Origin of the sequence: Georgenia daeguensis, from assembly GCF_039537705.1 — a bacterium.
Lineage (GTDB): Bacteria > Actinomycetota > Actinomycetes > Actinomycetales > Actinomycetaceae > Georgenia > Georgenia daeguensis.
In genome coordinates this window covers 20930-42612 of sequence record NZ_BAABBA010000024.1, presented here as the reverse complement: position 1 = coordinate 42612, position 21683 = coordinate 20930, and the positions used below count along the sequence as shown (strand labels likewise).

24 protein-coding genes and 1 tRNA gene are annotated in these 21683 nt (G+C 73.6%); 12 read left to right on the top strand and 13 right to left on the bottom strand.

Annotated features, from left to right (window positions below):
- The first annotated feature begins 35 nt into the window (after positions 1-35).
- Genes ABD774_RS18125 through ABD774_RS18115 form a run of 3 tightly spaced genes read left to right on the top strand, consistent with a single transcriptional unit; the run spans position 36 to position 2166 of the window.
- Entirely contained in the window at positions 36-341 is a 306-nt protein-coding gene (locus tag ABD774_RS18125; protein WP_345044331.1) for a hypothetical protein, read from the top strand.
- 59 nt (positions 342-400) lie between these two features.
- Positions 401-1090, top strand: a complete 690-nt coding sequence (locus ABD774_RS18120) for a response regulator (RefSeq protein WP_345044329.1) — start codon at positions 401-403, stop codon at positions 1088-1090.
- Positions 1087-2166, top strand: coding sequence for a sensor histidine kinase (locus tag ABD774_RS18115; RefSeq protein WP_345044327.1), 1080 nt, complete (start codon positions 1087-1089; stop codon positions 2164-2166). The genes ABD774_RS18120 and ABD774_RS18115 overlap by 4 nt, the downstream gene beginning before the upstream one ends.
- A gap of 15 nt (positions 2167-2181) precedes the next feature.
- Here the strand turns inward: ABD774_RS18115 and ABD774_RS18110 are convergent, their stop codons facing one another.
- Positions 2182-2649 carry a YgaP-like transmembrane domain gene (locus ABD774_RS18110; protein ID WP_345044324.1) on the bottom strand — a complete coding sequence of 156 codons (468 nt, stop codon included), beginning with the start codon at positions 2647-2649 and terminating at the stop codon, positions 2182-2184.
- A gap of 150 nt (positions 2650-2799) precedes the next feature.
- Between ABD774_RS18110 and sqr the strand changes: the two genes are divergently transcribed.
- The 3 genes from sqr to ABD774_RS18095 are packed head-to-tail and all read left to right on the top strand — an operon-like array spanning position 2800 to position 4954.
- On the top strand, positions 2800-4047 hold the full coding sequence (gene sqr / locus ABD774_RS18105) for a type III sulfide quinone reductase, selenoprotein subtype (RefSeq protein ID WP_345044322.1): 1248 nt from the start codon (positions 2800-2802) through the stop codon (positions 4045-4047).
- A 5-nt stretch (positions 4048-4052) separates the two neighbouring features.
- Positions 4053-4367 (top strand): TusE/DsrC/DsvC family sulfur relay protein, encoded by a 315-nt coding sequence (locus ABD774_RS18100; RefSeq protein ID WP_345044319.1) that lies wholly within the window; start codon positions 4053-4055, stop codon positions 4365-4367.
- 11 nt (positions 4368-4378) lie between these two features.
- Positions 4379-4954, top strand: a complete 576-nt coding sequence (locus ABD774_RS18095; protein ID WP_345044317.1) for a DsrE/DsrF/DrsH-like family protein — start codon at positions 4379-4381, stop codon at positions 4952-4954.
- Between the two features lie 43 nt (positions 4955-4997).
- On the opposite strand, the gene ABD774_RS18090 is transcribed toward ABD774_RS18095, so the two are convergent.
- On the bottom strand, positions 4998-5483 hold the full coding sequence (locus ABD774_RS18090; protein WP_345044314.1) for an NUDIX hydrolase: 486 nt from the start codon (positions 5481-5483) through the stop codon (positions 4998-5000).
- A gap of 123 nt (positions 5484-5606) precedes the next feature.
- Entirely contained in the window at positions 5607-7676 is a 2070-nt protein-coding gene (locus ABD774_RS18085; protein ID WP_345044311.1) for a PhoX family protein, read from the bottom strand.
- 159 nt (positions 7677-7835) lie between these two features.
- Here ABD774_RS18085 and ABD774_RS18080 point away from each other — a divergent pair, with 159 nt between their 5' ends.
- Together ABD774_RS18080 and ABD774_RS18075 are read left to right on the top strand one after the other, a co-directional pair.
- On the top strand, positions 7836-7976 hold the full coding sequence (locus ABD774_RS18080) for a hypothetical protein (RefSeq protein ID WP_345044309.1): 141 nt from the start codon (positions 7836-7838) through the stop codon (positions 7974-7976).
- 135 nt (positions 7977-8111) lie between these two features.
- Positions 8112-8789 (top strand): TetR/AcrR family transcriptional regulator, encoded by a 678-nt coding sequence (locus tag ABD774_RS18075; protein ID WP_345044307.1) that lies wholly within the window; start codon positions 8112-8114, stop codon positions 8787-8789.
- Positions 8790-8879: 90 nt separating this feature from the next.
- Here the strand turns inward: ABD774_RS18075 and ABD774_RS18070 are convergent.
- The 3 genes from ABD774_RS18070 to ABD774_RS18060 form a co-directional block, all read right to left on the bottom strand.
- Positions 8880-8953: transfer RNA gene (locus tag ABD774_RS18070), tRNA-Pro, on the bottom strand.
- A gap of 118 nt (positions 8954-9071) precedes the next feature.
- Positions 9072-9923, bottom strand: coding sequence for a metallophosphoesterase (locus tag ABD774_RS18065; protein WP_345044304.1), 852 nt, complete (start codon positions 9921-9923; stop codon positions 9072-9074).
- An 89-nt stretch (positions 9924-10012) separates the two neighbouring features.
- Complete coding sequence (locus ABD774_RS18060; RefSeq protein ID WP_345044301.1) at positions 10013-12448, bottom strand: penicillin-binding protein; 2436 nt, start codon at positions 12446-12448, stop codon at positions 10013-10015.
- 212 nt (positions 12449-12660) lie between these two features.
- On the opposite strand from ABD774_RS18060, the gene ABD774_RS18055 reads away from it, so the two are divergent.
- The 3 genes from ABD774_RS18055 to ABD774_RS18045 are packed head-to-tail and all read left to right on the top strand — an operon-like array spanning position 12661 to position 13677.
- Positions 12661-13002, top strand: coding sequence for a WhiB family transcriptional regulator (locus tag ABD774_RS18055; RefSeq protein WP_345044298.1), 342 nt, complete (start codon positions 12661-12663; stop codon positions 13000-13002).
- Positions 13003-13048: 46 nt separating this feature from the next.
- Positions 13049-13213: a Sp36 family protein gene (gene sp36 / locus ABD774_RS18050; RefSeq protein WP_345044295.1), complete on the top strand. Its 165-nt coding sequence runs from the start codon at positions 13049-13051 to the stop codon at positions 13211-13213.
- Positions 13210-13677, top strand: coding sequence for a RidA family protein (locus tag ABD774_RS18045; protein WP_345044293.1), 468 nt, complete (start codon positions 13210-13212; stop codon positions 13675-13677). The genes sp36 and ABD774_RS18045 overlap by 4 nt, the downstream gene beginning before the upstream one ends.
- A gap of 91 nt (positions 13678-13768) precedes the next feature.
- Here the strand turns inward: ABD774_RS18045 and ABD774_RS18040 are convergent, their stop codons facing one another.
- Positions 13769-14458, bottom strand: a complete 690-nt coding sequence (locus ABD774_RS18040; protein WP_345044290.1) for a Crp/Fnr family transcriptional regulator — start codon at positions 14456-14458, stop codon at positions 13769-13771.
- Positions 14459-14577: 119 nt separating this feature from the next.
- Between ABD774_RS18040 and nth the strand changes: the two genes are divergently transcribed.
- Positions 14578-15306, top strand: a complete 729-nt coding sequence (gene nth, locus ABD774_RS18035; protein WP_345044288.1) for an endonuclease III — start codon at positions 14578-14580, stop codon at positions 15304-15306.
- 12 nt (positions 15307-15318) lie between these two features.
- On the opposite strand, the gene ABD774_RS18030 is transcribed toward nth, so the two are convergent.
- The 6 genes from ABD774_RS18030 to ABD774_RS18005 form a co-directional block, all read right to left on the bottom strand.
- Entirely contained in the window at positions 15319-16236 is a 918-nt protein-coding gene (locus tag ABD774_RS18030; RefSeq protein WP_345044286.1) for an alpha/beta fold hydrolase, read from the bottom strand.
- A 42-nt stretch (positions 16237-16278) separates the two neighbouring features.
- Complete coding sequence (locus tag ABD774_RS18025) at positions 16279-16602, bottom strand: branched-chain amino acid transporter permease (RefSeq protein ID WP_345044284.1); 324 nt, start codon at positions 16600-16602, stop codon at positions 16279-16281.
- Positions 16595-17428: an AzlC family ABC transporter permease gene (locus tag ABD774_RS18020; protein ID WP_345044281.1), complete on the bottom strand. Its 834-nt coding sequence runs from the start codon at positions 17426-17428 to the stop codon at positions 16595-16597. The genes ABD774_RS18025 and ABD774_RS18020 overlap by 8 nt, the downstream gene beginning before the upstream one ends.
- Before the next feature lie 97 nt (positions 17429-17525).
- Positions 17526-19523, bottom strand: coding sequence for an acetate--CoA ligase (gene acs / locus ABD774_RS18015; RefSeq protein ID WP_345044279.1), 1998 nt, complete (start codon positions 19521-19523; stop codon positions 17526-17528).
- Between the two features lie 117 nt (positions 19524-19640).
- Positions 19641-20567, bottom strand: a complete 927-nt coding sequence (locus tag ABD774_RS18010; RefSeq protein ID WP_345044276.1) for a hypothetical protein — start codon at positions 20565-20567, stop codon at positions 19641-19643.
- Between the two features lie 74 nt (positions 20568-20641).
- Positions 20642-21643: a hypothetical protein gene (locus ABD774_RS18005; protein WP_345044273.1), complete on the bottom strand. Its 1002-nt coding sequence runs from the start codon at positions 21641-21643 to the stop codon at positions 20642-20644.
- Between the last annotated feature and the right edge of the window lie 40 nt (positions 21644-21683).

Here is a 21683-nt window from a genome sequence, read left to right as displayed (position 1 = left end):
CCGGGAGGACCCGGGGAACGACGAAGGTGATGACGATGAGGACGGCAGTGAGAAGGTCGCTGGTGGCCGTGGGCCTCGCGGCGGCGATCGGGGTGCCGGGGGTGGCGTTCGCGAGCACCGAGGTGACGCCGGACCCCGAGCCTTCCGTCCAGCAGGACGGGCCGCCCGCGTGGGCGCCCGAGGAGTGCCAGGAGATGTGGGACTCCGAGGAGATGCAGGCCCGGCGTGAGGAGCACCGGACCGAGATGCAGGAGCACCATGAGCAGGTCGGCGGCATGCACCGAGGCGGCGGCGGGCACGGCCCGATGGGGGGCCACATGTGGGATGGTGCCTCCAGCTGAACGGATGGCCGGCCGGGTCGCCCGCAAGGGCGGCCCGGCAACCTGCGTGAGGGGCTGAGATGGCGCGGCGGATCCTCGTGGTCGACGACGAGGCCGGTATCCGGCGTGTGCTCCGCGGCTACCTCGAGGCCGACGGCCTCCAGGTGACCGAGGCCGCGAGCGGGGAGGCCGCCGTGGCGCAGGTGCGCAGCGAGGCGCCCGACCTCGTCCTGCTCGACGTCATGCTGCCCGACGTCGACGGCATCGAGGTGCTGCGCAGGATCCGCACGTTCTCCGACGTCTACGTCGTCCTCGTCACCGCCCGCGCCGAGGAGACGGACAAGCTCGTCGGCCTCGCCGTCGGCGCCGACGACTACGTGACCAAGCCCTTCAGCCCCCGCGAGGTGGCCGCTCGCGTCAAGGCCGTGCTGCGGCGCGGCCGCACCCCGGAGGCGCAGGCGGACCGGCTCGTGCTCGACGGCCTGACGGTGGACCTGGCGGGCCGGGAGGTCGACGTCGACGGCCGGCGCGTCGTGCTCTCGGCCCTCGAGTTCGATCTGCTGGCGGCGCTCGCCGGCTCGCCGGGCCGCGTCTTCTCGCGGCGCCAGCTCCTCGAGCGTGTCTGGGGCTACGACTTCTACGGCGACGAACGCGTGGTCGACGTCCACGTCCGCAACCTGCGCAAGCACCTCGGCGACGACGCCGCGGCGCCGCACGTCGTCGGCACCGTGCGCGGGGTCGGGTACAAGTGCCTGCTGGAGCCCCGGTGAACCGCCTCTGGGTGCGGCTGCTGCTCAGCCACGCGGTCGTCGCGGTGGTCGCAGGCCTGACCGCCTACCTCGTCGTCCGGCTCGTGGCCCCCCAGCTCTACGACCACGAGGCGCGGATGATGGCCGGGCACGGGATGCTCGCGGGCGGGGGCATGCGCGCCGTCGCCGTCGCCGCGATGAACAACGCGCTCCTGATCGGCGTGCTCGCGGGGGTGGTGGCCGCGCTCGTCGCCGGCGCCTACGGCGCCCGCCGCATCATGCTCCCGCTGGAGGCGGTCAGCAGCGCGACCCACCGGCTGGCCGCAGGACGCTACGACCAGCGGGTGGCGCTGCCGCGCGAGCGCGAGCTCGCGGCGGTCGCCGAGGACGTCAACACCCTGGCCGCGCGCCTGGCCGAGACGGAGGCGCGGCGCGTGCGGCTGATCGGCGAGGTCGCGCACGAGATGCGCACCCCCTTGACCGTCCTGGACGGGTACGTGGAGGGACTGGTGGACGGCGTCTTCGCCCCGGGCCCGCAGGTCCTTGACGAGATGTCCGCGGAGGTGCGCCGGCTCCGCAGGCTCGCCGAGGACCTCAGCGCGCTGTCCCGCGCGGAGGAGGGGCGGCTCGACCTCCGGCCGGTCGGGACCGACCTCGCCCGGGTGGCCGCGGCGGCCGCCGAACGGCTGCGCCCGCAGGCGGAGGACGCCGGCGTCGAGCTGGCCGTGGAGGCCGGGCCCGAGATCCCGGTCCGGGGCGATCCCGACCGGCTCGCCCAGGTGGTCACCAACCTGGTGGGGAACGCGCTCGGCGCGACGCCCGCCGGCGGGCGCATCGTCGTGCGGGCGGCGCGCCGTGACGGCCGGGCGCAGGTGGAGGTCGCCGACACCGGCGTCGGACTGGCGCAGCCGGACCTCGACCGGGTCTTCGAGCGCTTCTACCGGGTGGGGCCGCGGGCCGGGTCGGGCATCGGCCTGACCATCTCCCGCAAGATCGCCGAGGCGCACGGCGGCACGCTCACCGCGGCGTCCGCCGGCCCCGGGCGCGGAGCCACGTTCACGCTGAGCGTGCCCGCCGCCGAGGCGCCCGGCTCCTGACCGCGCCCGCTCCCGTCAGGCGGGCTGGCGGCGGCCCGCGGCGTCGAGCGCCCGGCGCGCCACCGCCGTCCGGTCGCCGGCCGTGGGGGTGAGACCGTCGAAGTCACCGCGGAGCCCCTTCAGCGCAGTGCGCTCGGCGTCGATCTCGCGCCGCGTCCGCACGTTCAGCCGGCGGAGCACGGCGAGCGGCGGGCACCACCCCTGCACGGCGTGCTGGAGCAGGAACGCCGGCACGGCGGCCGTGAGCGCGAACCAGCCCCGCGAGCGGGTGGCTCCGAGCACCAGGCTCAGGAGCGTCAGGGCCGCGGCGTTCGCCTCGAGCGTCCGCTCGACGTCCCACTCCCTGTCCAGCTCGTGCAGCCGCCGGGTGATCTCCTCCGGCGAGGCGCCCACGAGAGCGGCGACGTGGTCCAGCCGCCTGGTGTCCAGCCGGTCGTTGATCTCGGGCGCGGTGTGCGCGCGGACCCGGTCGAGCTCTTCCACGGTGGTCTCCTTCGGGAGTCGGGTGCGGCCAGGCTAGGACCGTGCGGCCGCTCGCGCCCGCCAGATACCCCCGGGGGTAGGACGTACGGCCCTCGAACGGCCGCCGTCGCGGGAGAACGATGGAGGTACTGCGACGGAGCGGAGAGTGTGATGCGACATCTGGTGATCCTCGGGGCCGGCACGGCCGGCACCATGGTGGCGAACAAGCTGCGCCGCCGGCTGCCACGAAAGGAGTGGCGCATCACGGTCGTGGACCGTGACGACGTCCACCTCTACCAGCCGGGCCTGCTCCTGCTGCCCTTCGGTGTCTACGAGCCGAAGGACCTCATCAAGCCCCGCGACAGGTACCTGGCCGGGGGCGTCGACCTGGTGCTCGGCGAGATCGACCGGGTCGAGCCCGGCGAGAACCGCGTGCTCCTGGCGGACGGCCGTGCCCTGGACTACGACCAGCTCGTCATCGCCACCGGCACCTCGCCGCGGCCCGAGGAGACGCCGGGCATGGCCGAGGGGGAGTGGCGCCGGAGCATCTTCGACTTCTTCACCCTCGACGGCGCCGTCGCGCTGCGCGACAAGCTCGCGTCGTGGGAGGGGGGCCGGCTCGCCGTCCACGTCACCGAGATGCCGATCAAGTGCCCGGTGGCGCCCCTGGAGTTCACGTTCCTCGCCGACGCCTTCTTCGAGGAGAGGAAGATGCGCGACAAGGTCGAGATCGTCTACGTGACCCCGCTGGAGGGGCCGTTCACGAAGCCGGTCGCCTCCGCGCACCTGGGCACCATGTTCGAGGACCGGCACATCGCCATCGAGCCCGACTTCTACGTCGAGCACATCGACCCCGAGACGAAGACGCTGGTGTCGATGGACGAGCGCGAGGTGCCGTTCGACCTCCTCGTGACCGTCCCGCTCAACATGGGCGCCGACTTCGTGACGCGCTCGGGGCTGGGCGACGAGCTGGGCTACGTGCCGGTCGACAAGGGCACCCTGCTCTCCCGGGCCCACGACAACATCTTCGCGGTCGGCGACGCCAGCGACATCCCCGCCTCCAAGGCCGGGTCGGTGGCGCACTTCGAGGCCGACGGCTTCGTGAAGAACTTCCTCGACCACATCCACGGCCGCCCGATGACCGACCTCTTCGACGGGCACGCCAACTGCTTCATCGAGTCCGGGCACGGCAAGGGCCTGCTCATCGACTTCAACTACGACACCGAGCCCCTGCCCGGTGTGTACCCCTACCCGAAGGTCGGGCCGCTGAGCCTGCTCAAGGAGACCCGCGCCAACCACTGGGGGAAGCTCGCCTTCCGCCACGTGTACTGGAACGTCCTCCTGCGCGGCCTGCCGATGCCCGTCCCGAACCACATGTCCATGGCCGGCAAGGAGACCGCCGGCACGAGCGGAAGGTGACCACCATGCCCGTCATCGAGATCGGCACCAAGCCGGTCCACGTCAACGACGAGGGCTTCCTCACCGAGTACGACGAGTGGGACGAGGACATCGCGCGCGTCCTCGCCCAGCAGATCGGCATCGAGATGACCGACGCGCACTGGAAGGTGATCCGCTTCCTGCGGGAGGACTTTCGTGCGCAGGGCGAGACGCCCACGACCCGGCGCGTCAACACCGTGGGCGGCATCCCCGTGAAGGAGCAGTTCGCCCTCTTCCCCAAGAAGCCCGGCCGGAAGATGTCCTACATCGCCGGTCTCCCCAAGCCGCACGGCTGCGTCTGAGAGGCACCGCCATGACCACCGAGACCGCACCGCTTCTCGTCCCGAGCTTCGACGACGAGGAGACCGACCGCAAGCTCGCCATCATCTGCTCCAAGGGCACCCTCGACATGGCGTACCCCGGGCTCATCCTCGGCAACGCCGCCCTGGGGGAGGGCGTGGAGACGCACCTGTTCTTCACGTTCTGGGGCTTCGACATGATCATGAAGTCCCGGGCCCGCGACCTGACGTTCTCCCCGGTCGCCAACACCGCGATGCACCTGCCGCTCAAGGAGGTGCCACGGCCGGGTCCGCTGTCCCGGATGAGGCTGCCCGAGGAGATCCGCATGCCGCAGGCCCTGGCGCCGGCGCCGGGAGTCTCGGCGATGGCCACCCGGATGATGAAGAAGCAGCTCGCCGCGCTGGACGTGCCCGAGGTCCCCGAGTTCCTGGACCAGATCGTCGCGGCCGGCGGGCACCTGTGGGCGTGCCGGCTCTCCGCGGACATGTACGACCTCGACGAGTCCGACTTCCGCGACGACATCGAGGGGATCATCTCGGCGGGCGACTTCATCGAGATGACGGCGGGCGCGCAGCTGCTCTTCATCTAGCACTTGCCCTGGCGGTGGCGCGGGCGGGCGGGCCCGACGGCGCTCAGCGCGCGAAGGCCGGGCCCGCCGTCGGGTCCTCGCGGTACTCCAGCGCGGCCGCGAGGCGGCTGCGCGAGCTGACCGTGACGCGGTCCGGCAGCCTGTCCAGGGGGAACCAGCCCACCTCGGTGGACTCGTCGTCGGCCACGAACGGCTCGCCGTCGACGTGGCGGCACAGGAAGGTCAGGTCCAGGTACTGCGAGACGTCCCCGTTGGGGTACGTGACGCGGTCCCCCGAGCTGATGGACGTCAGCGCGAGGACCTCCGCCCGCACGCCGGTCTCCTCGGCGATCTCCCGCACGAGGCCCTGGGCGGGCTCCTCGCCGGGCTCGAGGATGCCCGAGATGAGCGCCCACAGGCCGTTGTCGGCGCGGCGGCCCATCAGCAGCCGGTCGCTCTTGTCCAGGACGACGCCGGTCACGCCCGGCAGCCAGAGCAGGTCGTGACCGATGCGGGAGCGCAGGGCGGCGACGAAGGGCGGGACGGGCACACCCCGACCCTACCGACCGCCGCCCGCGAGATGGCGCACGACGGCGAGGGCCGCCGCCTCCCGGGGGAGGCGACGGCCCTCGACGGTCCGGCCGGGCGGCCGGTCAGGTGCGGTCAAGTGCGGTCAGGCCTGACCGATCGTCTTCCCGTCGGCGCGGTAGGCGACGACGATCGACGGGCGCGGGATGGAGGTGCCGCCGTCGGGCCAGTGGGACAGCGGGTTCTCGTAGGAGGCGCCGTCGATCTCGCCGGGGTGCTGGACGGCGACGAGGACGCGCTTGTCGGTCACCACCGGGCCGCACGTCTCCCCGCCGTGCGGGACCGCGAGGAACTGGCGCACCTCGCCGCGGCGCTTCCCGGCGACGGCGACGCCGTAGAGGGCGTCGTTCGTGCCCAGGGTGCCGGGCTGGCCGTCGGTGCTGATCCACAGGTTGCCGTGGTCGTCGAAGGCCAGGTTGTCCGGGCAGGAGATCGGCGAGACCTGCGACTTGTCGAACCCGGCGAAGTAGGTGCTCGGGTCCTCCGGGTCGCCGCAGAGCAGCAGGATCCGCCAGGCGAACGTGGCCGCGGCCGCGTCGGCACCGGTCTCCTCCAGCTCCAGGACGTGACCGTGCTTGTTGTTGCCACGCGGGTTGGCCTCGTGGGCCTGGGCGGCCGTGCGGCGGGTGTTGTTCGTCAGCGCCACGTAGACGGTGCCGGTCCTCGGGCTGGGCTCGACGTCCTCCGGACGGTCCATCTTCGTGGCGCCGACGGCGTCGCCCGCCTGGCGGGTGAAGATCAGGACCTCCTCGGCGGTCATGCCGGGAACGTGGGAGACGTTGCCGGTGACCAGGGGGATCCACTCGCCGGCGCCGTCGAACTCGCCGTCGGCGGGCAGGGTGCCGGTGCCGTCGATCTCGGTGGCGGGGGAGTCGCCCGTGAGGCGGGCGACGTACAGGGTGCCGTTGTCGAGCAGGGTGGCGTTGTGGGCGGCGTCGCCCTGCCGGTAGCGGTCGCGCGAGACGAACTTGTACAGGTAGTCGAAGCGCTCGTCGTCGCCCATGTACGCCACGGCGCGGCCGTCGGCGGCGAGGCGGATGGTGGCGGCCTCGTGCTTGAACCGGCCCAGCGCGGTGCGCTTCTTCGGCGTCGACGTCGGGTCGAACGGGTCGACCTCGACGATCCACCCGAACCGGTTGGCCTCGTTGGGCTCCTTGGCCAGGTCGAACCGGTCGTCGAAGCGCTCCCACTTGCGCTCGGAGGCGCCGGACCCGAGCCCGTAGCGGGAGAGGCGCTGGCGGGCGACCGGGTCCGTCACGGCGCCGGCGTTGGCGAAGTACTGGTTGAAGTTCTCCTCGGCCGTCAGCCAGGTGCCCCACGGGGTGAGCCCGCCGGCGCAGTTGTTCAGGGTGCCCAGGACGGTGCGCCCCTCAGGGTCCGCCGTCGTCCGGAGGTAATCCGAGCCGGCAGCCGGGCCGCTGAGCTCGAACTCGGTGCGCACGTGGAGACGGCGGTTGAGCGGGTGGTCGACGATCGCGTCGAACGCCCCGGAGCGCGGCCCGCGGTGCTTGCCGGTCACCGCGACGACGGTGAGGCCGTGGGCGGCCCAGGCGATCCTGACCTGCTCCTCCGTGGGGTTCTCGGGGTCGTAGTCCGGGAACATCATCGGCTCGGACGTGTACTCGTGGTTGACCACCATGACCTGCTCGTCCTGGTTGTTCAGGGGCAGCAGGCCGACGTGGTCGTTGTTGTAGCCGAACTGGCGCAGTTGGGCGGCCTCGGTCTGGTTCGCCGGGTCGAAGGCGGGGGCGTCGGAGAAGAGCGGGTCGCCCCAGCGCAGCACGACGTCGTGGAGGTAGCCGGCCGGGACCGTGACGGCGTCGTCGGTCTGCTGGGCGATGGGGGTGAACCGCAGGCCGACGGCGGCGTCCGTGCTGGAACCGGGGGCGCCGGCCGTGGGGGCGGCGACGGCGTCCTGGCGGCCCAGGGTGGTGGTGGCGGCACCGGCGAGGGCGACGACGGCGCCCGCCTTGAGGACGCTGCGGCGCGAGAAGGCGCTCGCGGCCACGTCGCCGAAGTAGGGGTTGTCCGAGGTGTTGGGCACCTCGTGGAAGCACGCGTCGCCGCAGCGGTACCGACAGGTCAGGGCGGACCGGCCAGTGCCGTGGCCGGCGATGAGGGGGAGCAGGGAACGACGCGAGGTCGGGATGGGCATGACGGCTCCTCGAAGAAGGTGGGTGTCGGCGCCAACGTACGGACGTCAGGTGTCCGACAGGGGCGACGCTCGGTTAACGGAGGGCGAACAGACCTCGCGCCGTTGCGTCCGCCGTGCTGTCGGCCGACACTTGGGGCCCAGGTCCCCTCAGGAGGAGCCATGCCGGGCCAGCCGCACGAGCGCCGGGAGGCGGAGCACCCCGGGGAGCCGCGCCGTCCCCGGCCCGGCGTCGCCGTGGGAGTGGTGGTGCTGCTGGCCGCCGTCGCGGTCGCCGCGCTCGTGCTGTTCCTTCTTCTCTGACGCCGCTCTCCTGACGGTCGCCGACCGCGTGCGCTCCCCACGTCAATAGCGCCCGGCGCCGTCCGCGCGCCGGTAGTGTCCGGATCGACCGAACGAGCGAGCTGGTCGGGGGCAGCGCGGACACGAGGAACCGACATGACTGAGATGGTCGCGGCAGCGCCACCCACCGCCGCGAGCAGGCCGACGGAGCCGCAGCGCCGCGGACCCGGCCGCCCGCGGCACGCCGACACGGAGCCACGCGCCTACCGGTCCGCGCTCGAGATCTTCGGCCGCCGCGGCTGGTCCGGACTCACGCTCGACGGCGTCGCCGCGCACGCGGGCATCGGCAAGTCCTCGATCTACCTGCGGTGGAACGACAAGGGCGAGCTGCTCCTCGACGCGGTCCGCGACCTCCAGGCGCGGGTCCCGGCCCCGGACACCGAGGGGCTGGGGATCCGGGAGCTCCTGCTGGCGCACGCGCGGGCGCGCGCCGACCTCCTGACCGGCGCCTACGGACCCGCCCTGGCCAACCTGTGCACGGCGGCGGCGGCCAACCCCGACGTGCTCGACGAGATCCGCAAGGTCGACCTCGCCCGCGGCATGTGCGCGCTGACCGAGCAGGTGGAGGAGGCCGTGCGTCGCGGCGAGCTGGCGCCCGGGACGGCGGTCGGCCCGCTCCTGGAGGCGATCGAGGGCTCGATCCTCGTGCACTACCTCGTGAACCCGACCGCGACGGTGCCCGAGCTCCGCGCCGGGCTGGAGGGCTACGTCACCGCGCTGGTGGATCACCAGCTCCGGACGCTCCGGCGGCAGCCCGTCCCGGCGCAGCCCTGACACGCCGGGGCGGCGGGGTGGGCCCGGACCCGTCCCAAGCAGAAGGGCCGCCCGCCTGCGTCTGACGCAGGCCGGCGGCCCTTCCAACTGTCGGGGTGGCGGGATTTGAACCCACGACCTCTTCGTCCCGAACGAAGCGCGCTACCAAGCTGCGCCACACCCCGGTGGAACCGGTTCAGAATAGCCGAGCCAGGGCCCGGTCGTGAAACCGATACGCCCGGATGAGACGCACGCCACGCTGACGGCGGCAGCCGGGCGCCGTGGTCCGGCGCACGGAGGCCGTCAGCGCTCGCGCGCGACGAGGGTGAGCAGCGACGCCTCCGGCCGGCAGGCGAAGCGCACCGGCGCGTACGGGCTCGTGCCCAGGCCGGCGGAGACGTTCAGCCACGTCGAGCCGGCCACCCCGTCGCCGTCGGGGGGCGGTCCCGGCCACCCGTGCAGGCCGGAGGCGCGCCCGCGGTCGAGGTCGCAGTTGGTGACGAGCGCCCCGTAGAACGGCAGGCAGAGCTGGCCGCCGTGCGTGTGCCCGGCCACGACGAGGTCGCACCCGTCGGCGTGCATCGCGTCCAGCACCCGGGTGTACGGAGCGTGGGTCACGCCCAGGTGCAGGACCGAGTGGTCCGCCGGCGGTGCCTCGGCGCGCGGGGCCGCGGCGGGGAAGCGGTCCCGGTCCAGGTGCGGGTCGTCCACGCCCACGAGGTCGATCCGGGTCCCGCCGATCTCGAGCAGGTCCCGTCGGTTCGTCAGGTCCTTCCAGCCCGCCGCGCGGAACGCGGCGGTGAGCTCCGGCGTCGGCAGGGGGCTGTGGTCCATCTCGGTGCGCGCGTCCGGCAGCAGGTACCTGGCCGGGTTCTTCGGCTTCGGCGCGAAGTAGTCGTTCGACCCGAGGACGAAGGCGCCCGGCAGGTCGAGGAGCGGCGCGTACGCCTCGAGGACGCCCGGGACCGCGTCCGGGTGGGCCAGGTTGTCGCCGGTGGTCACGACCACGTCAGGCTCGTACCTGGCGAGGTCACGCACCCAGGCCACCTTGTGCCGCTGGCTCGGGGTCAGATGGAGGTCGGACAGGTGCAGGAGCCGCAGCGGACGCGCCCCGGCGGGGAGGACCGGCACGGTGTGGCGGCGCAGCGTGAACATCGACGTCTCGGCGAGGGCCCACCCCAGGGCGCCGACGCCCGCCAGCGTCAGCGCGCCGAGGCCCGCGGCCAGCCGGGGACCGGCGGCGCTCAGTCGTCGTCCTCGTCGTTGCCCTTGCCGTTGTCGCCACCGCTGTTCCCGGGGTTGTCGGACGGCGGCTCCGCCGGCGAGGGCGGGGCAGGAGCGGGCGAGGGGGCGGGAGCCGGTTCGGGCGCGGGGCCGGCGCTCGGGATGACGGTGATCATGGTGCCGGGCGCGGCGCGCGTGCCCGCGCGGGGGTTCGTCGCGACGGCCGCCCCGGCCTGCCAGCCGGAGCTTACCGGGGTGCCGAGCTGCACCTGGAAGCCGGCCTGCGTGAGGATGGTCTGCGCCTCCGCGGCGCTCCGCCCCGCGACGTCCGGCACGGGAACCCGGTTGCCGTACAGCGCGGTCGGCGGGACGGGAGGGAACGGCTGGTGCGGTACGCCGTTGAGGGCGGCCGCCACGTAGTTGCGCCACGTCGGGGCCGGGATCCGGCCACCGTAGACCAGGTCGTAGAACTGGCCGTTGATGGTCGAGTCGAACATCGACTTCGTGCCCTCCTGGTAGCCCATCCACACCGCCGCCGCGAGCTGCGGGGTGTAGCCGGCGAACCAGGCCGCGGAGTCGTCGTTCGCGGTACCGGTCTTGCCCGCGGCGGGACGGCCGTCGGGGAGGACCGCGTTGCTGCCCGTGGACCCACGTTCGGAGGTCACCACGCGCTGGAGCGCCCCGGTGGCGCCGTCGGCGATGTTCGGCTCGATCGCCTGGGTGCAGGTGGGCTGGGGTGCGGCGATCTCGGTGCCCTCGCGGTCGGTGATCTTGGTGATCGCCAGCGGCTCGCACATCTTGCCGCGCGCGGCCAGCGTGGCGAACGCGACGGCCTGGCTCAGCGGGGTCACCGTGTTCGAGCCGAGGACCGCGGCGGGGTTCGGGGTCAGCGGGTCGCCGGAGCCGGTCCGGATGCCCATCTTGGCCGCGGTGTCGACGATGTTGCACATGTCCATCTGGTTCGCCATCTCGACGAACGGCAGGTTCACGGACATCCGGGTCGCCTCGAGGACGGAGATCCGGCTGACGTCGGGAGAGCTCTCCAGGTTCTTCGGCTCGTAATTGTCCTCGTACTTCCCGCAGGAGATGTTCCAGCTCTCGCGCGGGTAGGACCGCCGGTTCGCCACGACCTGGTCATTGAGGGTGTGCCCGGTCCTGAGCCACTCGACCAGGGTGAACACCTTGAACGACGAACCGGACTGGAACCCGCGGCCGCCGCCGTGGCTGAGCCCGACGTTGAGGTTGACCTTCGTCGCACCCGGGTCCTCCGCGGTGGGGTTCCCCCAGGTGGTGTTCTGGACCATCGCCTGGATCTTGCCGGTCCCCGGCTCGACGGAGGAGAGCGCCATCTTGATGGTGGAGGGGTCGTTGACGGGGACGCTGGCGGTCACCGAGTCGTAGGCGGCCTGCTGCTTGGCCGGGTCGATCGTCGTGTGGATCACGAGGCCGCCGCGGTAGAGGGCCTGCTGACGGTCCGCCAGATCCTTGCCCCAGGCCTCGGACTGCAGCAGGTCGTCGACGACGTACTCGCAGAAGTAGGCGGAGATGCCGGCCGCGGCACAGCCGTTCGGCGTGCGGGAGACGCGCAGCATCTCCTCGATCGGGATGGCGACGGCCTCGTCGTACTCGGCCTGGGAGATGTACTTCTGCTCCAGCATCCGCTTCAGGACGGTGTCCCGGCGGACCTTCGCGTTCTCCGGGTTGCGCACCGGGTCGTGCCGCGCCGGGGACTGGGTGATCCCGGCGAGCATGGCCGACTCGGCGACCGTGAGGTCCTTCGCGGACTTGGAGAAGTAGTACTTCGAGGCCGTCTCCACCCCGTACTGGGACGGGCCGAACTGCGCGATGTTGAGGTACCCCTCGAGGATGTCCTCCTTGCTGACCTTCTGCTCCAGGCCGATCGCCAGGCGCGCCTCCTCGAGCTTGCGGCCCAGGGTGGTCTCCGTGGCCGCGTCGATCGCCTCCTCGTCACCCGAGATGCGTCCGGCCTCGATGAGGACGTTCTTGACGTACTGCTGGGTCAGGGTGGAGGCGCCCTCGAGCGGACCGCCCGTGAGGTTGTTGACCAGGGCACGCAGCATGCCCTCGGGGTCGACGCCCCGGTGCTCGTAGAAGCGACGGTCCTCGATCGCGACGACGGCGTCGCGCACGTGCGGCGAGATCTCCTCGAGGGGCACCACGATGCGGTTGTCCGCGTAGATGCTCGCCAGCACGGAGCCGTCCGCCGCCAGGATCTGGCTGCTCTGCGACGGCTCGGGGATGGCGAGCTCGCTCGGCAGGTCGTCGAACAGCTCGGTCGTGGACTGGCTCACCGCGCCGGCGGCGCCGACCGCGGGCATGACCAGCCCCGCGGTGAGCACGCCGCCCAGCCCGGCCACCAGCAGGAAGGCGAGCAGCATGACGAGCAGCTGCTTCGGCTTGACGGCGCGGCCAGGCGCCGACGAGGGAGACGACATACGCCCAGGGTACGTGGACCCGCCGACGCCGGTCCCGCCAGGCGGCTCGCGCCACGCCGTGCCAGGAGGCGGCATCGCCACTTCGGGGGAGGCAAGGTCGCGGTTGTGTCACGGGCCTTCCGTGTGGTGTACATCACGGATACCGTCAGCCCGAGTCGAATTAGTCCGGCCGATCGGCCGGGGGCGGGGGGCGTGATGGTGAGGAGGTCCCGATGTTCGACAAGGATCAGACATGGGCGTCCCGCGCGGCCTGCGCCGGGACGGAGCCGGATGCGCTGTTCGTGCGCGGGGCGGCGCAGCGGCAGGCCCGGCAGCTGTGCTTCACCTGCCCGGTACGGATGGAGTGCCTCGCGGACGCGCTGTCCTCGAACGCGTCGTTCGGGGTCTGGGGCGGACTGACCGAGCGCGAGCGCCGTGCGCTGGTGCGCCGTTACCCCGAGGTCAGCGACTGGCCGGCGTGGCTGCGCAGGGAGGACGACGAGCTGATCACCGAGCTCCGGGCGCAGCGTGCCCCGCGGATCATCGCGCGCATGCGGGCGGCCCACAGCGCCTGACCGGCGCGCCGGCCGGGGGAGCGCCGGGCGCCCCTAGGATGGCGCCATGACCACTTGGGAGTACGCGACCATTCCGCTGCTGATCCACAACACGAAGGCGATCCTCGACCAGTGGGGCGAGGACGGCTGGGAGCTGGTCCAGGTGGTGCCCGGCCCGGCCGGCTCCAACAACCTGGTGGCGTACCTCAAGCGCCCCAAGGGCGAGAAGTGAGCGTCGCTGACCGTCTCGCCGAGCTCGGCCTGACGCTGCCCCCGGTGGCCGCCCCGGTGGCCGCCTACGTGCCCGCCGTGCGTCACGGCGACCTCGTCCACACCTCCGGCCAGCTGCCGATGGTCGACGGCGCGCTCGCGCTGACGGGCAAGGTGGGCGAGTCCGCCGGCTCGGTCACGCCCGAGCAGGCCAAGGACGCCGCCCGCACCTGCGCGCTCAACGCCCTCGCCGCCGTCGCGGCCGAGGTCGGGGGCCTCGACCAGGTGGTGCGCGTGGTCAAGGTGACCGGCTTCGTCGCCTCCGAGCCCTCCTTCACCGGCCAGCCCGGCGTCGTCAACGGCGCCTCCGAGCTCCTCGGCGAGATCTTCGGCGACGCCGGCCGGCACGCCCGCTCCGCCGTCGGCGTGGCCGCCCTGCCGCTGGACGCGCCGGTCGAGGTAGAGATCGTCGTCGCCGTCCGCTGACGTCCGGCACCCCGGCCCGCCCGGTACGACGACGGCGCCCCCTCCCGAGGGAGGGGGCGCCGTCGTCGTCGGGGGGTGCCGGGGCGGCTCGTCAGCGCGCGCGGCGGCGGAGCCGGTCGACGTCCAGCAGCAGCACGGCCCGGCCCTCGAGGCGGATCCAGCCCCGGGAGACGAACTCGGCAAGGGACTTGTTGACGGTCTCGCGCGAGGCACCCACGAGCTGCGCGAGCTCCTCCTGGGTGAGGTCGTGCGGGACGTGGATCCCCTCGTCGGTGGTCTGGCCGAAGCGGTCGGCGAGGTCGAGGAGGGCCTTGGCCACGCGTCCGGGCACGTCGGAGAACACCAGGTCGGCGAGGGACTCGTTGGTGCGGCGCAGACGCTGGGCGAGGGCCTTGAGCATGTGCCTGGACAGGCCCGGACGGGTCTCGACGAAGCTCATGAGGGCGTCGTGGTCCAGCGCGAGGAGACGCGTGGGCGCCACGGCCGTCGCCGTCGTCGAGCGCGGGCCCGGGTCGAAGAGGGTGAGCTCGCCGAGCAGCTCGCCGGGGCCGAGCACGGCGAGGAGGTTCTCACGGCCGTCGCTGGCGGTGTGGCCCAGCTTCACCTTGCCGTCGAGGAGGATGTACAGGCGGTCCCCGGGGTCGCCCTCGTTGAAGAGGATCTCGCCACGCCGGAGCGTCGTCTCGGACATCAGGGAGCGCAGCTCGGCCTGGTCCTGCTCGTCGAGCGCGTCGAAGAGTGGCACGGTGCCGATCACGTTCTGTTCCACAGTGGGTCCCATCTGCCGCCGGTCGTTGCTGACGCGGCCCGCTGACGAGCCACGACATCGGCCCCATCCTGCCACCACCTGTGAGCCCGGGCACGGGTGCGGCCGCGGCGCGCCGATCTACGCTGGGCCGCATGAGCCCTGCCACGCCCCGCGCCGCCGGCGCCCGACCGCCCCGGCCGCGCTCGAGGAAGGCCGCCCGGGAGCAGGCGCTCGCCGTCGACGAGCTCCTCGCGACCGCCTGGCCGGACGCCCGCTGCGAGCTCGACTTCACCACCCCGCTCGAGCTGCTCATGGCCACGGTGCTCTCCGCGCAGACCACCGACAAACGCGTCAACCAGGTCACCCCCACGCTCTTCGCGCGCTACCCCGACGCCGCCGCGTACGCCGCTGCCCGGCGGGAGGAGCTGGAGGAGATCCTGAAGCCGCTCGGGTTCTTCCGCGCGAAGGCGGCGTCCGTGCAGGGCATCGGCGCCGCCCTCGTGGCCGACCACGGCGGCGTGGTGCCGGCGAGCCTGGAGGAGCTCGTGAAGCTTCCCGGGGTGGGCCGCAAGACGGCGAACGTCGTGCTGGGCAACGCGTTCGGGATCCCCGGCATCACGGTGGACACGCACGTGGGCCGGCTCTCCCGGCGGCTCGGGTGGACGAAGGAGAAGGACCCGGTCAAGGTCGAGAGGGCGATCGCCGAGCTGCTGCCGCCGGAGGAGTGGACGATGGCGTGCCACCGCCTCATCTTCCACGGCCGGCGCGTGTGCCACTCCCGCCGCCCGGCCTGCGGCGCCTGCGTGCTGGCCGGGCTGTGTCCCTCCTACGGCGAGGGGGAGACCGACCCGGAGAAGGCGCGCGCGCTGGTCGCGGTCTGACCGGCGGACGCGTCAGAGGCCGGCGAGGAACTCCAGCAGCAGCGCGGTCACGCGCTCCGGCGCCTCCTCCGGGAGGAAGTGCCCGGCGCCCTCGACGACCTCCTGGCGCAACGGTCCGGTGACGTAGGAGGCGTCGTGGAGGAAGACGCGGGCCGGGAGCAGCGGGTCCTGGGCGCCGCGCACCGTCAGCGTCGGCACCCCGACCGGCCGGCTCACCTGCGCGAGGTAGCGCCGCCCGTCGGTGCGCGGCGTGGACCGGACGAGCCAGCGGAAGTGCTCCATCGTCGAGTGCGCCGCGAACGGCAGGCCCATCGCCTCGGTGTACAGGGCCGCCTCGGCGGTGGCGCCGTCGTTGCCCGGGGCCGACCACGCCCGGAGCAGCTTGGCGACGAGGCCGCCCTCGAGCAGCGCCCGCTCGGGGAACCAGGGGATCTGGAAGCGCAGCAGGGTGCCGAGGGCCCGTGCGGGCAGCGGGTTGCTGAGCCGGTGCAGCGGCACCGGGTGCGGGTTCGCCAGGGCCGCGACGGCGCGGGTGAGGTCCGGGGCGACGTGGGGCATCGCCCAGGCCACCGTGCCGCCGAAGCCGTGGCCGACGACGACGGCGCTCGCCGCGCCCAGGGAGCGGATCACCCCGGCCACGTCCCGGGCGAAGACGGCCGTCTCGTGCCGGTGGGGCGGCTTGTCCGAGCCGCCGAAGCCCCGCAGGTCCATCGCGGCGACGGCGTGCCCCGCCTCTGCCAGCGCCGGGATCTGGTGGCGCCAGGCCCACCAGAACTCGGGGAAGCCGTGCAGCAGCAGCACGACGGGGCGGTCCGGGCGGAACTCGCCCGCGGTCACGACGTGGAACTGGGCGCCGTTGGCGGGGACGTCGCGGTGCTGCCAGGGACCTGGGACCAGCACGCAGCTCGAGTCGGCGACCACGGTCGGCACGTTACCGGCTCCCCGCGTCCGGCCGGTCGCTCGCGCGCCCGGTCACAGCACGGCCAGCAGGGCCATGTACGTGCCGGTGCCGCCGAGGATGCTCAGCATGGCGTTGCGCCGCCACAGGTGGAGCGCGGCCGTGACCCCGACACCGGCGAGCTCGGGCAGGCCGTGCGGGGCGGTGGTGAGGTCGACCGTCGAGAGGGTGTAGACGACAAGGATCGCCATGACGCCCAGCGGCATGGTCCGCGCGAGGTGGTCGACGACGGCGGAGCCGCGGACCCGGCGCAGCGCGACGAACGGTGCCAGGCGCAGCGCGTACGTGACGGCGGAGATCACCAGCAGGGTGAGGAGGATCTGGCCGGCGCTAGGCATGGCGGCCCTCCGCGTCGCCGGCCCCCGCGGTCCCGGCCCCCGCGGTCCCGGCCGCCCCCGGGCGTGCCCGCTGCCGGAGCAGGCGGGCGAGAAGCACGACGACGAACGCCGTCAGCGCGAGCACCAGCATGCCGCCCGGTGCGACGGCGAGGGCGAGCCCGGCGCAGGCGAGTGCGATGAGCAGGGTCGGCAGGTCGGGGGCCGCGCGGTACGCGTCGATCGTGAGAACCACGAACAGCGCCGTCAGCGCGAACCCGAGGCCCTCGGCGTCGAGGCCGAGGCCCGCGCCGAGCAGGGCTCCCACGGTGGAGCCGGTGAGCCAGTACAGGTGGCAGAAGATCTCCGTGGCGAGCACCCGCGTGCCGGTCAGGCTCTGCGGGGGCCGCGTGGCGAGCAGCGCGTAGGCCTCGTCGGTGAGGGCGTGGACGCCGTAGAGGCGCCCGACGCCGGAGCGGATCTTCCGCAGCGGAAAGCTCAGGCCGTAGAAGACGTGGCGGAAGTTCACGAAGAACGTGGTGGCGGCCACCTGGGCCAGGCCGACCCCGCCGGTGACGAGCCCGATGGCGAGGAACTCCATCGAGCCCGCGTAGATGAGCACCGAGAACACCGGCGCCCACCACCAGTCGAGCCCGCTGGTGGCGAGCAGCACGCCGAACGCCGTCCCCAGGGGCAGGTAGCCCATGCCGACGCCGAGCGTGTCCCGGGCCGCGAGGGCCACCTGGTGCCGCCGGTAGGCGCCGCGCCCCCGCACCGGTGCTCCGGCGTCGTGCCCGGTGCCGGAGCGGCCGCCGTCGCCCCCGGCGGCGGGGACGGCTCGGGCGGACATGGGGCCAGGTTAGGTCGCGGCGCCCGGCGGGCCGGTTCGTGCCCATGCCTCGGGAGGCGGGGAGGCCGCCACGTGGAACGACCGCCGGCCGGTGACCCTAGCGCTGCATGCCGCGGCTGATCTGGTCCATCACGGAGGAGTCCGCCAGCGTGGTGACGTCGCCGGCCTGGCGGCCCTCGGCGATGTCCTTGAGCAGACGGCGCATGATCTTGCCCGAGCGGGTCTTGGGCAGCTCGGCGACCACGAGGATCGAGCGCGGCTTGGCGATCGGGCCGATCTCCTTGGCGACGTGGTTGCGCAGCTCGGCGACGACGTCGGCCCCCTCGCCGGTCTCGTCCGCGCGCTCGACGGCGTCCGAGCGCAGGATGACGAAGGCGACGACGGCCTGCCCCGTGGTGTCGTCCTTGGCGCCGACCACCGCCGCCTCGGCGACGATCGGGTGGGACACGAGCGCGGACTCGATCTCCGTCGTCGAGAGGCGGTGCCCGGAGACGTTCATGACGTCGTCGACCCGGCCGAGGAGCCAGATGTCGCCGTCCTCGTCCTTCTTGGCGCCGTCGCCGGCGAAGTACATGCCCTCGAAGCGCGACCAGTAGGTGTCCTGGAAGCGCTGGGGGTCGCCCCAGATGCCGCGCAGCATCGACGGCCACGGCTCGGTCAGGACGAGGTAGCCGCCGCCCCCGTTCGGGACCGGCTCCGCCGCCTCGTTGAGGACGTCGGCGGCGATGCCGGGCAGCGGGGTCTGCGCCGAGCCGGGCTTGGCGGCGGTGACGCCCGGGAGCGGGGAGATCATGATGGCGCCCGTCTCGGTCTGCCACCAGGTGTCGACCACCGGCGTCTTCCCGGCGCCGATCGTCTCGCGGTACCACATCCACGCCTCGGGGTTGATGGGCTCGCCCACGGAGCCGAGCACGCGCAGCGAGGACAGGTCGTGACGCTCGGGGTACTCCTTGCCCCACTTCATGCAGGTCCGGATCGCCGTGGGCGCCGTGTAGAGGATCGAGACCTTGTACTTCTCGACGATCTCCCACCACCGGTCCTTGTCCGGGGTGTCGGGCGTGCCCTCGTAGATGACCTGGCTGGCGCCGTTGACGAGCGGGCCGTACGTGACGTAGCTGTGGCCCGTGACCCAGCCGATGTCCGCGGTGCACCAGTACACGTCGGTCTCCGGCTTGAGGTCGAAGACGTACCTGTGGGTGAACGCGCACTGGGCGAGGTACCCGCCGGTGGTGTGCAGGATGCCCTTCGGCTTCCCGGTGGTGCCGGAGGTGTAAAGGATGAACAGGGGGTGTTCGGCCTCCACCGCCACCGGGGTGTGCTCGGGCGAGGCGGCCGCGAGGGCGTCGGCCCACCGGACGTCCCGGCCCTCCGTCCAGGGGACGTCCTGGCCGGTGCGCTCGACGACGAGCACGTGCTTCACCGGCGTGCCCTTCTCCAGGGCCTCGTCCACCGCGGGCTTGAGGGCGCTGGGCTTGCCGCGCCGGTAGCCGCCGTCCGCGGTGATGACCACGCGGGCGTCGGCGTCGTTGATGCGGCTGTGGAGGGCCTCCGCGGAGAAGCCGCCGAAGACCACGGAGTGCGGCGCCCCGATGCGTGCGCAGGCGAGCATCGCGACGACGGCCTCGGGGATCATCGGCAGGTAGATCGCGACACGGTCACCGGTCCGAACGCCGAGCTCGCTCAGGGCGTTGGCGGCCCGGGACGTCTGCTCCTTCAGGTCGGCGTAGGTGAGCGTGCGGGTGTCGCCGGGCTCACCCTCGAAGTGGATCGCGACGCGGTCGCCCCGGCCCTCCTCCACGTGCCGGTCGACGGCGTTGTACGCGGCGTTGAGCTCGCCGTCGGCGAACCACCGGGCCACCGGGGCGCCCGAGAAGTCCAGCGTCTCCGTGAAGTCCTTGGACCAGGTCAGCAGCTCGCGCGCCTGCTCCGCCCAGAAGCCGACCCGGTCGGCGGCCGCCCGCTCGTACATCTCCGGCGTGGCGTTGGCCTGGGCCGCGAACTCGGGGCTCGGTGGGAACGCCCGCGTCTCGTGGAGGAGGTTCTCCAGGTCGGCCTCGGGGGCCTGGGGCGTGGTGGTGGCGTCGTGCTGGGACATCTACGTCCTCCCTGGGGAAGCATGGCGGCGGCGTGTGCCGCGCATCACAGAACCTGTCGCATGCAACATAGCGAACTCGTCCGTGCTCCAGACAGCCCCGCCACCGGCGGGCCCGGCCTACCGCCCGTCGCCGCGGCGCGCGGAGCGGCCGGTGCGCACTGCGTAGGCCTCGCGGGCGCGCTCGTCCGCGCGGCCGAGCCGGCGGGCGCCGTGGGAGACGACGCCGAGGGAGAGCAGGCCCAGCCCGTACAGCGCGAGCCAGCCGCTGGGGCCGTCCGCGAGCAGGTGGTGCGCGGTGTTGCGGCCGAGCGCGTTGAGGTCCTCCAGCCAGGTCACCGCCGGCCCGACGACCTCGGCGGTCTGGGAGGGCAGGATCACGAAGGCGAGGCCGGCGAGGAGCACCAGGGTGCCGATCACCTGGGCCCCGAGGGAGGACCAGCGGGCCGCCAGGAGCACGGCGGCGGTGACGACGAGCCCGGCGAGGAGCTCGAGGAGGGCGGCCGGGGCCACCTCTCCCCGCGCCCACGGGCTGTCGTCGCCGAGCGTGAGGCGAGCTCCGGCGTCGGCCACGAGGTACCAGGCCACCGGGGTCAGGACGAGCGTGAGGAGGAGGCTCCACCAGTGCGCGCCCGCACGGGAGCGCGGGGCCGCCTGCGTGGCGCCGTCGAGCACGCCCGCGGACGCCTCCCGCTCACGCCAGCGGTCCCGCAGCGCGGCCTCCTCGGGCGTACGGGCGGACCGGCCGCCGGTGGTGGGCGCGTCCCGCGAGGCGTCGCCCCCGCCCGTCGTCACGTGCGGCCCGGGCTGCGGGCCCGCGTCACTCGCGTCGCCGTGCAGGCCCAGGAACCCCTGCCGCCGGGTCGCGGTGGTCTCCAGGTCCGAGGTGTCGTCCCACTCGCGGGGCCGCCTCGGGGCGCTGCCGGTGCTGCCGGTGCGGGCGCCGGCGGGCTCGCCGGCGTCGGAGGTGCCGCCGGTGGGGGAGAGGTCCGGCGTCGGCTCGTCCCGGCGGGGCGTCCGGTCGTCGTCGGGGCTGGGCGTGGTCACGAGAGCCTCCTTGGGTCGATCGCGGTCACGCTAACGGACACCGCCGACGACGCCCGCGGGGCGCGCCGCCGAGCTCAGGCCTCGGCCGAGGTGAGCGCGAGGTCGGCGCGCTCGTACCGCCGGCCCGACCGGCGGGCGAAGTGGGCGGCGCCGCCGCAGACCACGAGGATCCCCCCGAGCAGGAGCCACGTCCCGGAGACGAGGAGCTGGAACCCGCCGGGCAGCGCGCTGAGGGCGCTGAGCAGCGGCTCGAGCCCGTCGAGCCCCTGCGCGAACAGCACCGCCACCACGCCCACGGCGACGAGCAGCCAGCCCGCCAGCTGAGGACCCAGGGAGGAGAGCCCGGCGAGCAGGACGACGACGGCGAGCAGCACCGTCCCCGCCAGGAGGCTCGGCTCCTGCCACGGCTGGCGGGTCAGGGTCGTGCCGAAGACGAGGGCCGCCGTCATGCCGCGTCCCAGCAGCACCGCGACCGGCGGAAGCAGGACGAGCGAGAAGAAGACGCTGAGGGCGTGGCCCCACATCCGCGAGCGGGGAGCCGCCGGCGTCTCCGCCCCGGCGCCGCGTACGAGGGCCGCCTCCTCGCGCTCCTGCCGGCGCCCGGCGCGGCGCGCGAGGTGGCAGGCCGCGCCGCCGGCGGCGAGCGCGGCCCCGGCGGCGAGCACCAGTCCCGAGGTGAGCGGCCGCAGCAGCGGGTCCGTCAGGGGGGCGGTCGAGGCGCCGAGGACGGGACGGAGCAGCGGCATGCCGACCAGGCCGGGAAGCACGCCCCAGAGGAGCCCGCCGACCACCAGGGCGAGGCTGGAGGCCCGCGCCGCCACCATGCCCAGGACGGCGAGCAGCAGCAGCCCGAGCACCAGCGGTGCGGCGCCCACGACGTCGGAGGATCCCTCGAGCGGCAGGAGCATGTCGATGCCGAGCAGGGCGAGGTAGAGGGCGGCCGGGGTGACGACCAGTCCCACCACCACGGCGAGGACGTGGCCCCGCATCCGCGAGCGGGGAGGCGCGGGGGGCCCGGGAAGGCCTCGCAGAAGCTCCTCCGGTCCCTCGGGCGGCTGGCTGTGCTGGCTGCTCACGCGGTCCTCCAATCCTGGGAAGCGTACGCGCCCGTGGCCG

Coding starts and splice junctions, on each gene's coding strand:
- ABD774_RS18080 (WP_345044309.1), top strand. CDS start 7,836: ATGCCGGGCCAGCCGCACGAGCGCCGGGAGGCGGAGCACCCCGGGGAG.
- sqr (WP_345044322.1), top strand. CDS start 2,800: ATGCGACATCTGGTGATCCTCGGGGCCGGCACGGCCGGCACCATGGTG.
- sp36 (WP_345044295.1), top strand. CDS start 13,049: ATGACCACTTGGGAGTACGCGACCATTCCGCTGCTGATCCACAACACG.
- ABD774_RS18025 (WP_345044284.1), bottom strand. CDS start 16,602: ATGCCTAGCGCCGGCCAGATCCTCCTCACCCTGCTGGTGATCTCCGCC.
- ABD774_RS18040 (WP_345044290.1), bottom strand. CDS start 14,458: ATGGGACCCACTGTGGAACAGAACGTGATCGGCACCGTGCCACTCTTC.
- nth (WP_345044288.1), top strand. CDS start 14,578: ATGAGCCCTGCCACGCCCCGCGCCGCCGGCGCCCGACCGCCCCGGCCG.
- acs (WP_345044279.1), bottom strand. CDS start 19,523: ATGTCCCAGCACGACGCCACCACCACGCCCCAGGCCCCCGAGGCCGAC.
- ABD774_RS18125 (WP_345044331.1), top strand. CDS start 36: ATGAGGACGGCAGTGAGAAGGTCGCTGGTGGCCGTGGGCCTCGCGGCG.
- ABD774_RS18120 (WP_345044329.1), top strand. CDS start 401: ATGGCGCGGCGGATCCTCGTGGTCGACGACGAGGCCGGTATCCGGCGT.
- ABD774_RS18095 (WP_345044317.1), top strand. CDS start 4,379: ATGACCACCGAGACCGCACCGCTTCTCGTCCCGAGCTTCGACGACGAG.
- ABD774_RS18055 (WP_345044298.1), top strand. CDS start 12,661: ATGTTCGACAAGGATCAGACATGGGCGTCCCGCGCGGCCTGCGCCGGG.
- ABD774_RS18020 (WP_345044281.1), bottom strand. CDS start 17,428: ATGTCCGCCCGAGCCGTCCCCGCCGCCGGGGGCGACGGCGGCCGCTCC.
- ABD774_RS18100 (WP_345044319.1), top strand. CDS start 4,053: ATGCCCGTCATCGAGATCGGCACCAAGCCGGTCCACGTCAACGACGAG.
- ABD774_RS18075 (WP_345044307.1), top strand. CDS start 8,112: ATGACTGAGATGGTCGCGGCAGCGCCACCCACCGCCGCGAGCAGGCCG.
- ABD774_RS18085 (WP_345044311.1), bottom strand. CDS start 7,676: ATGCCCATCCCGACCTCGCGTCGTTCCCTGCTCCCCCTCATCGCCGGC.
- ABD774_RS18065 (WP_345044304.1), bottom strand. CDS start 9,923: ATGTTCACGCTGCGCCGCCACACCGTGCCGGTCCTCCCCGCCGGGGCG.
- ABD774_RS18060 (WP_345044301.1), bottom strand. CDS start 12,448: ATGTCGTCTCCCTCGTCGGCGCCTGGCCGCGCCGTCAAGCCGAAGCAG.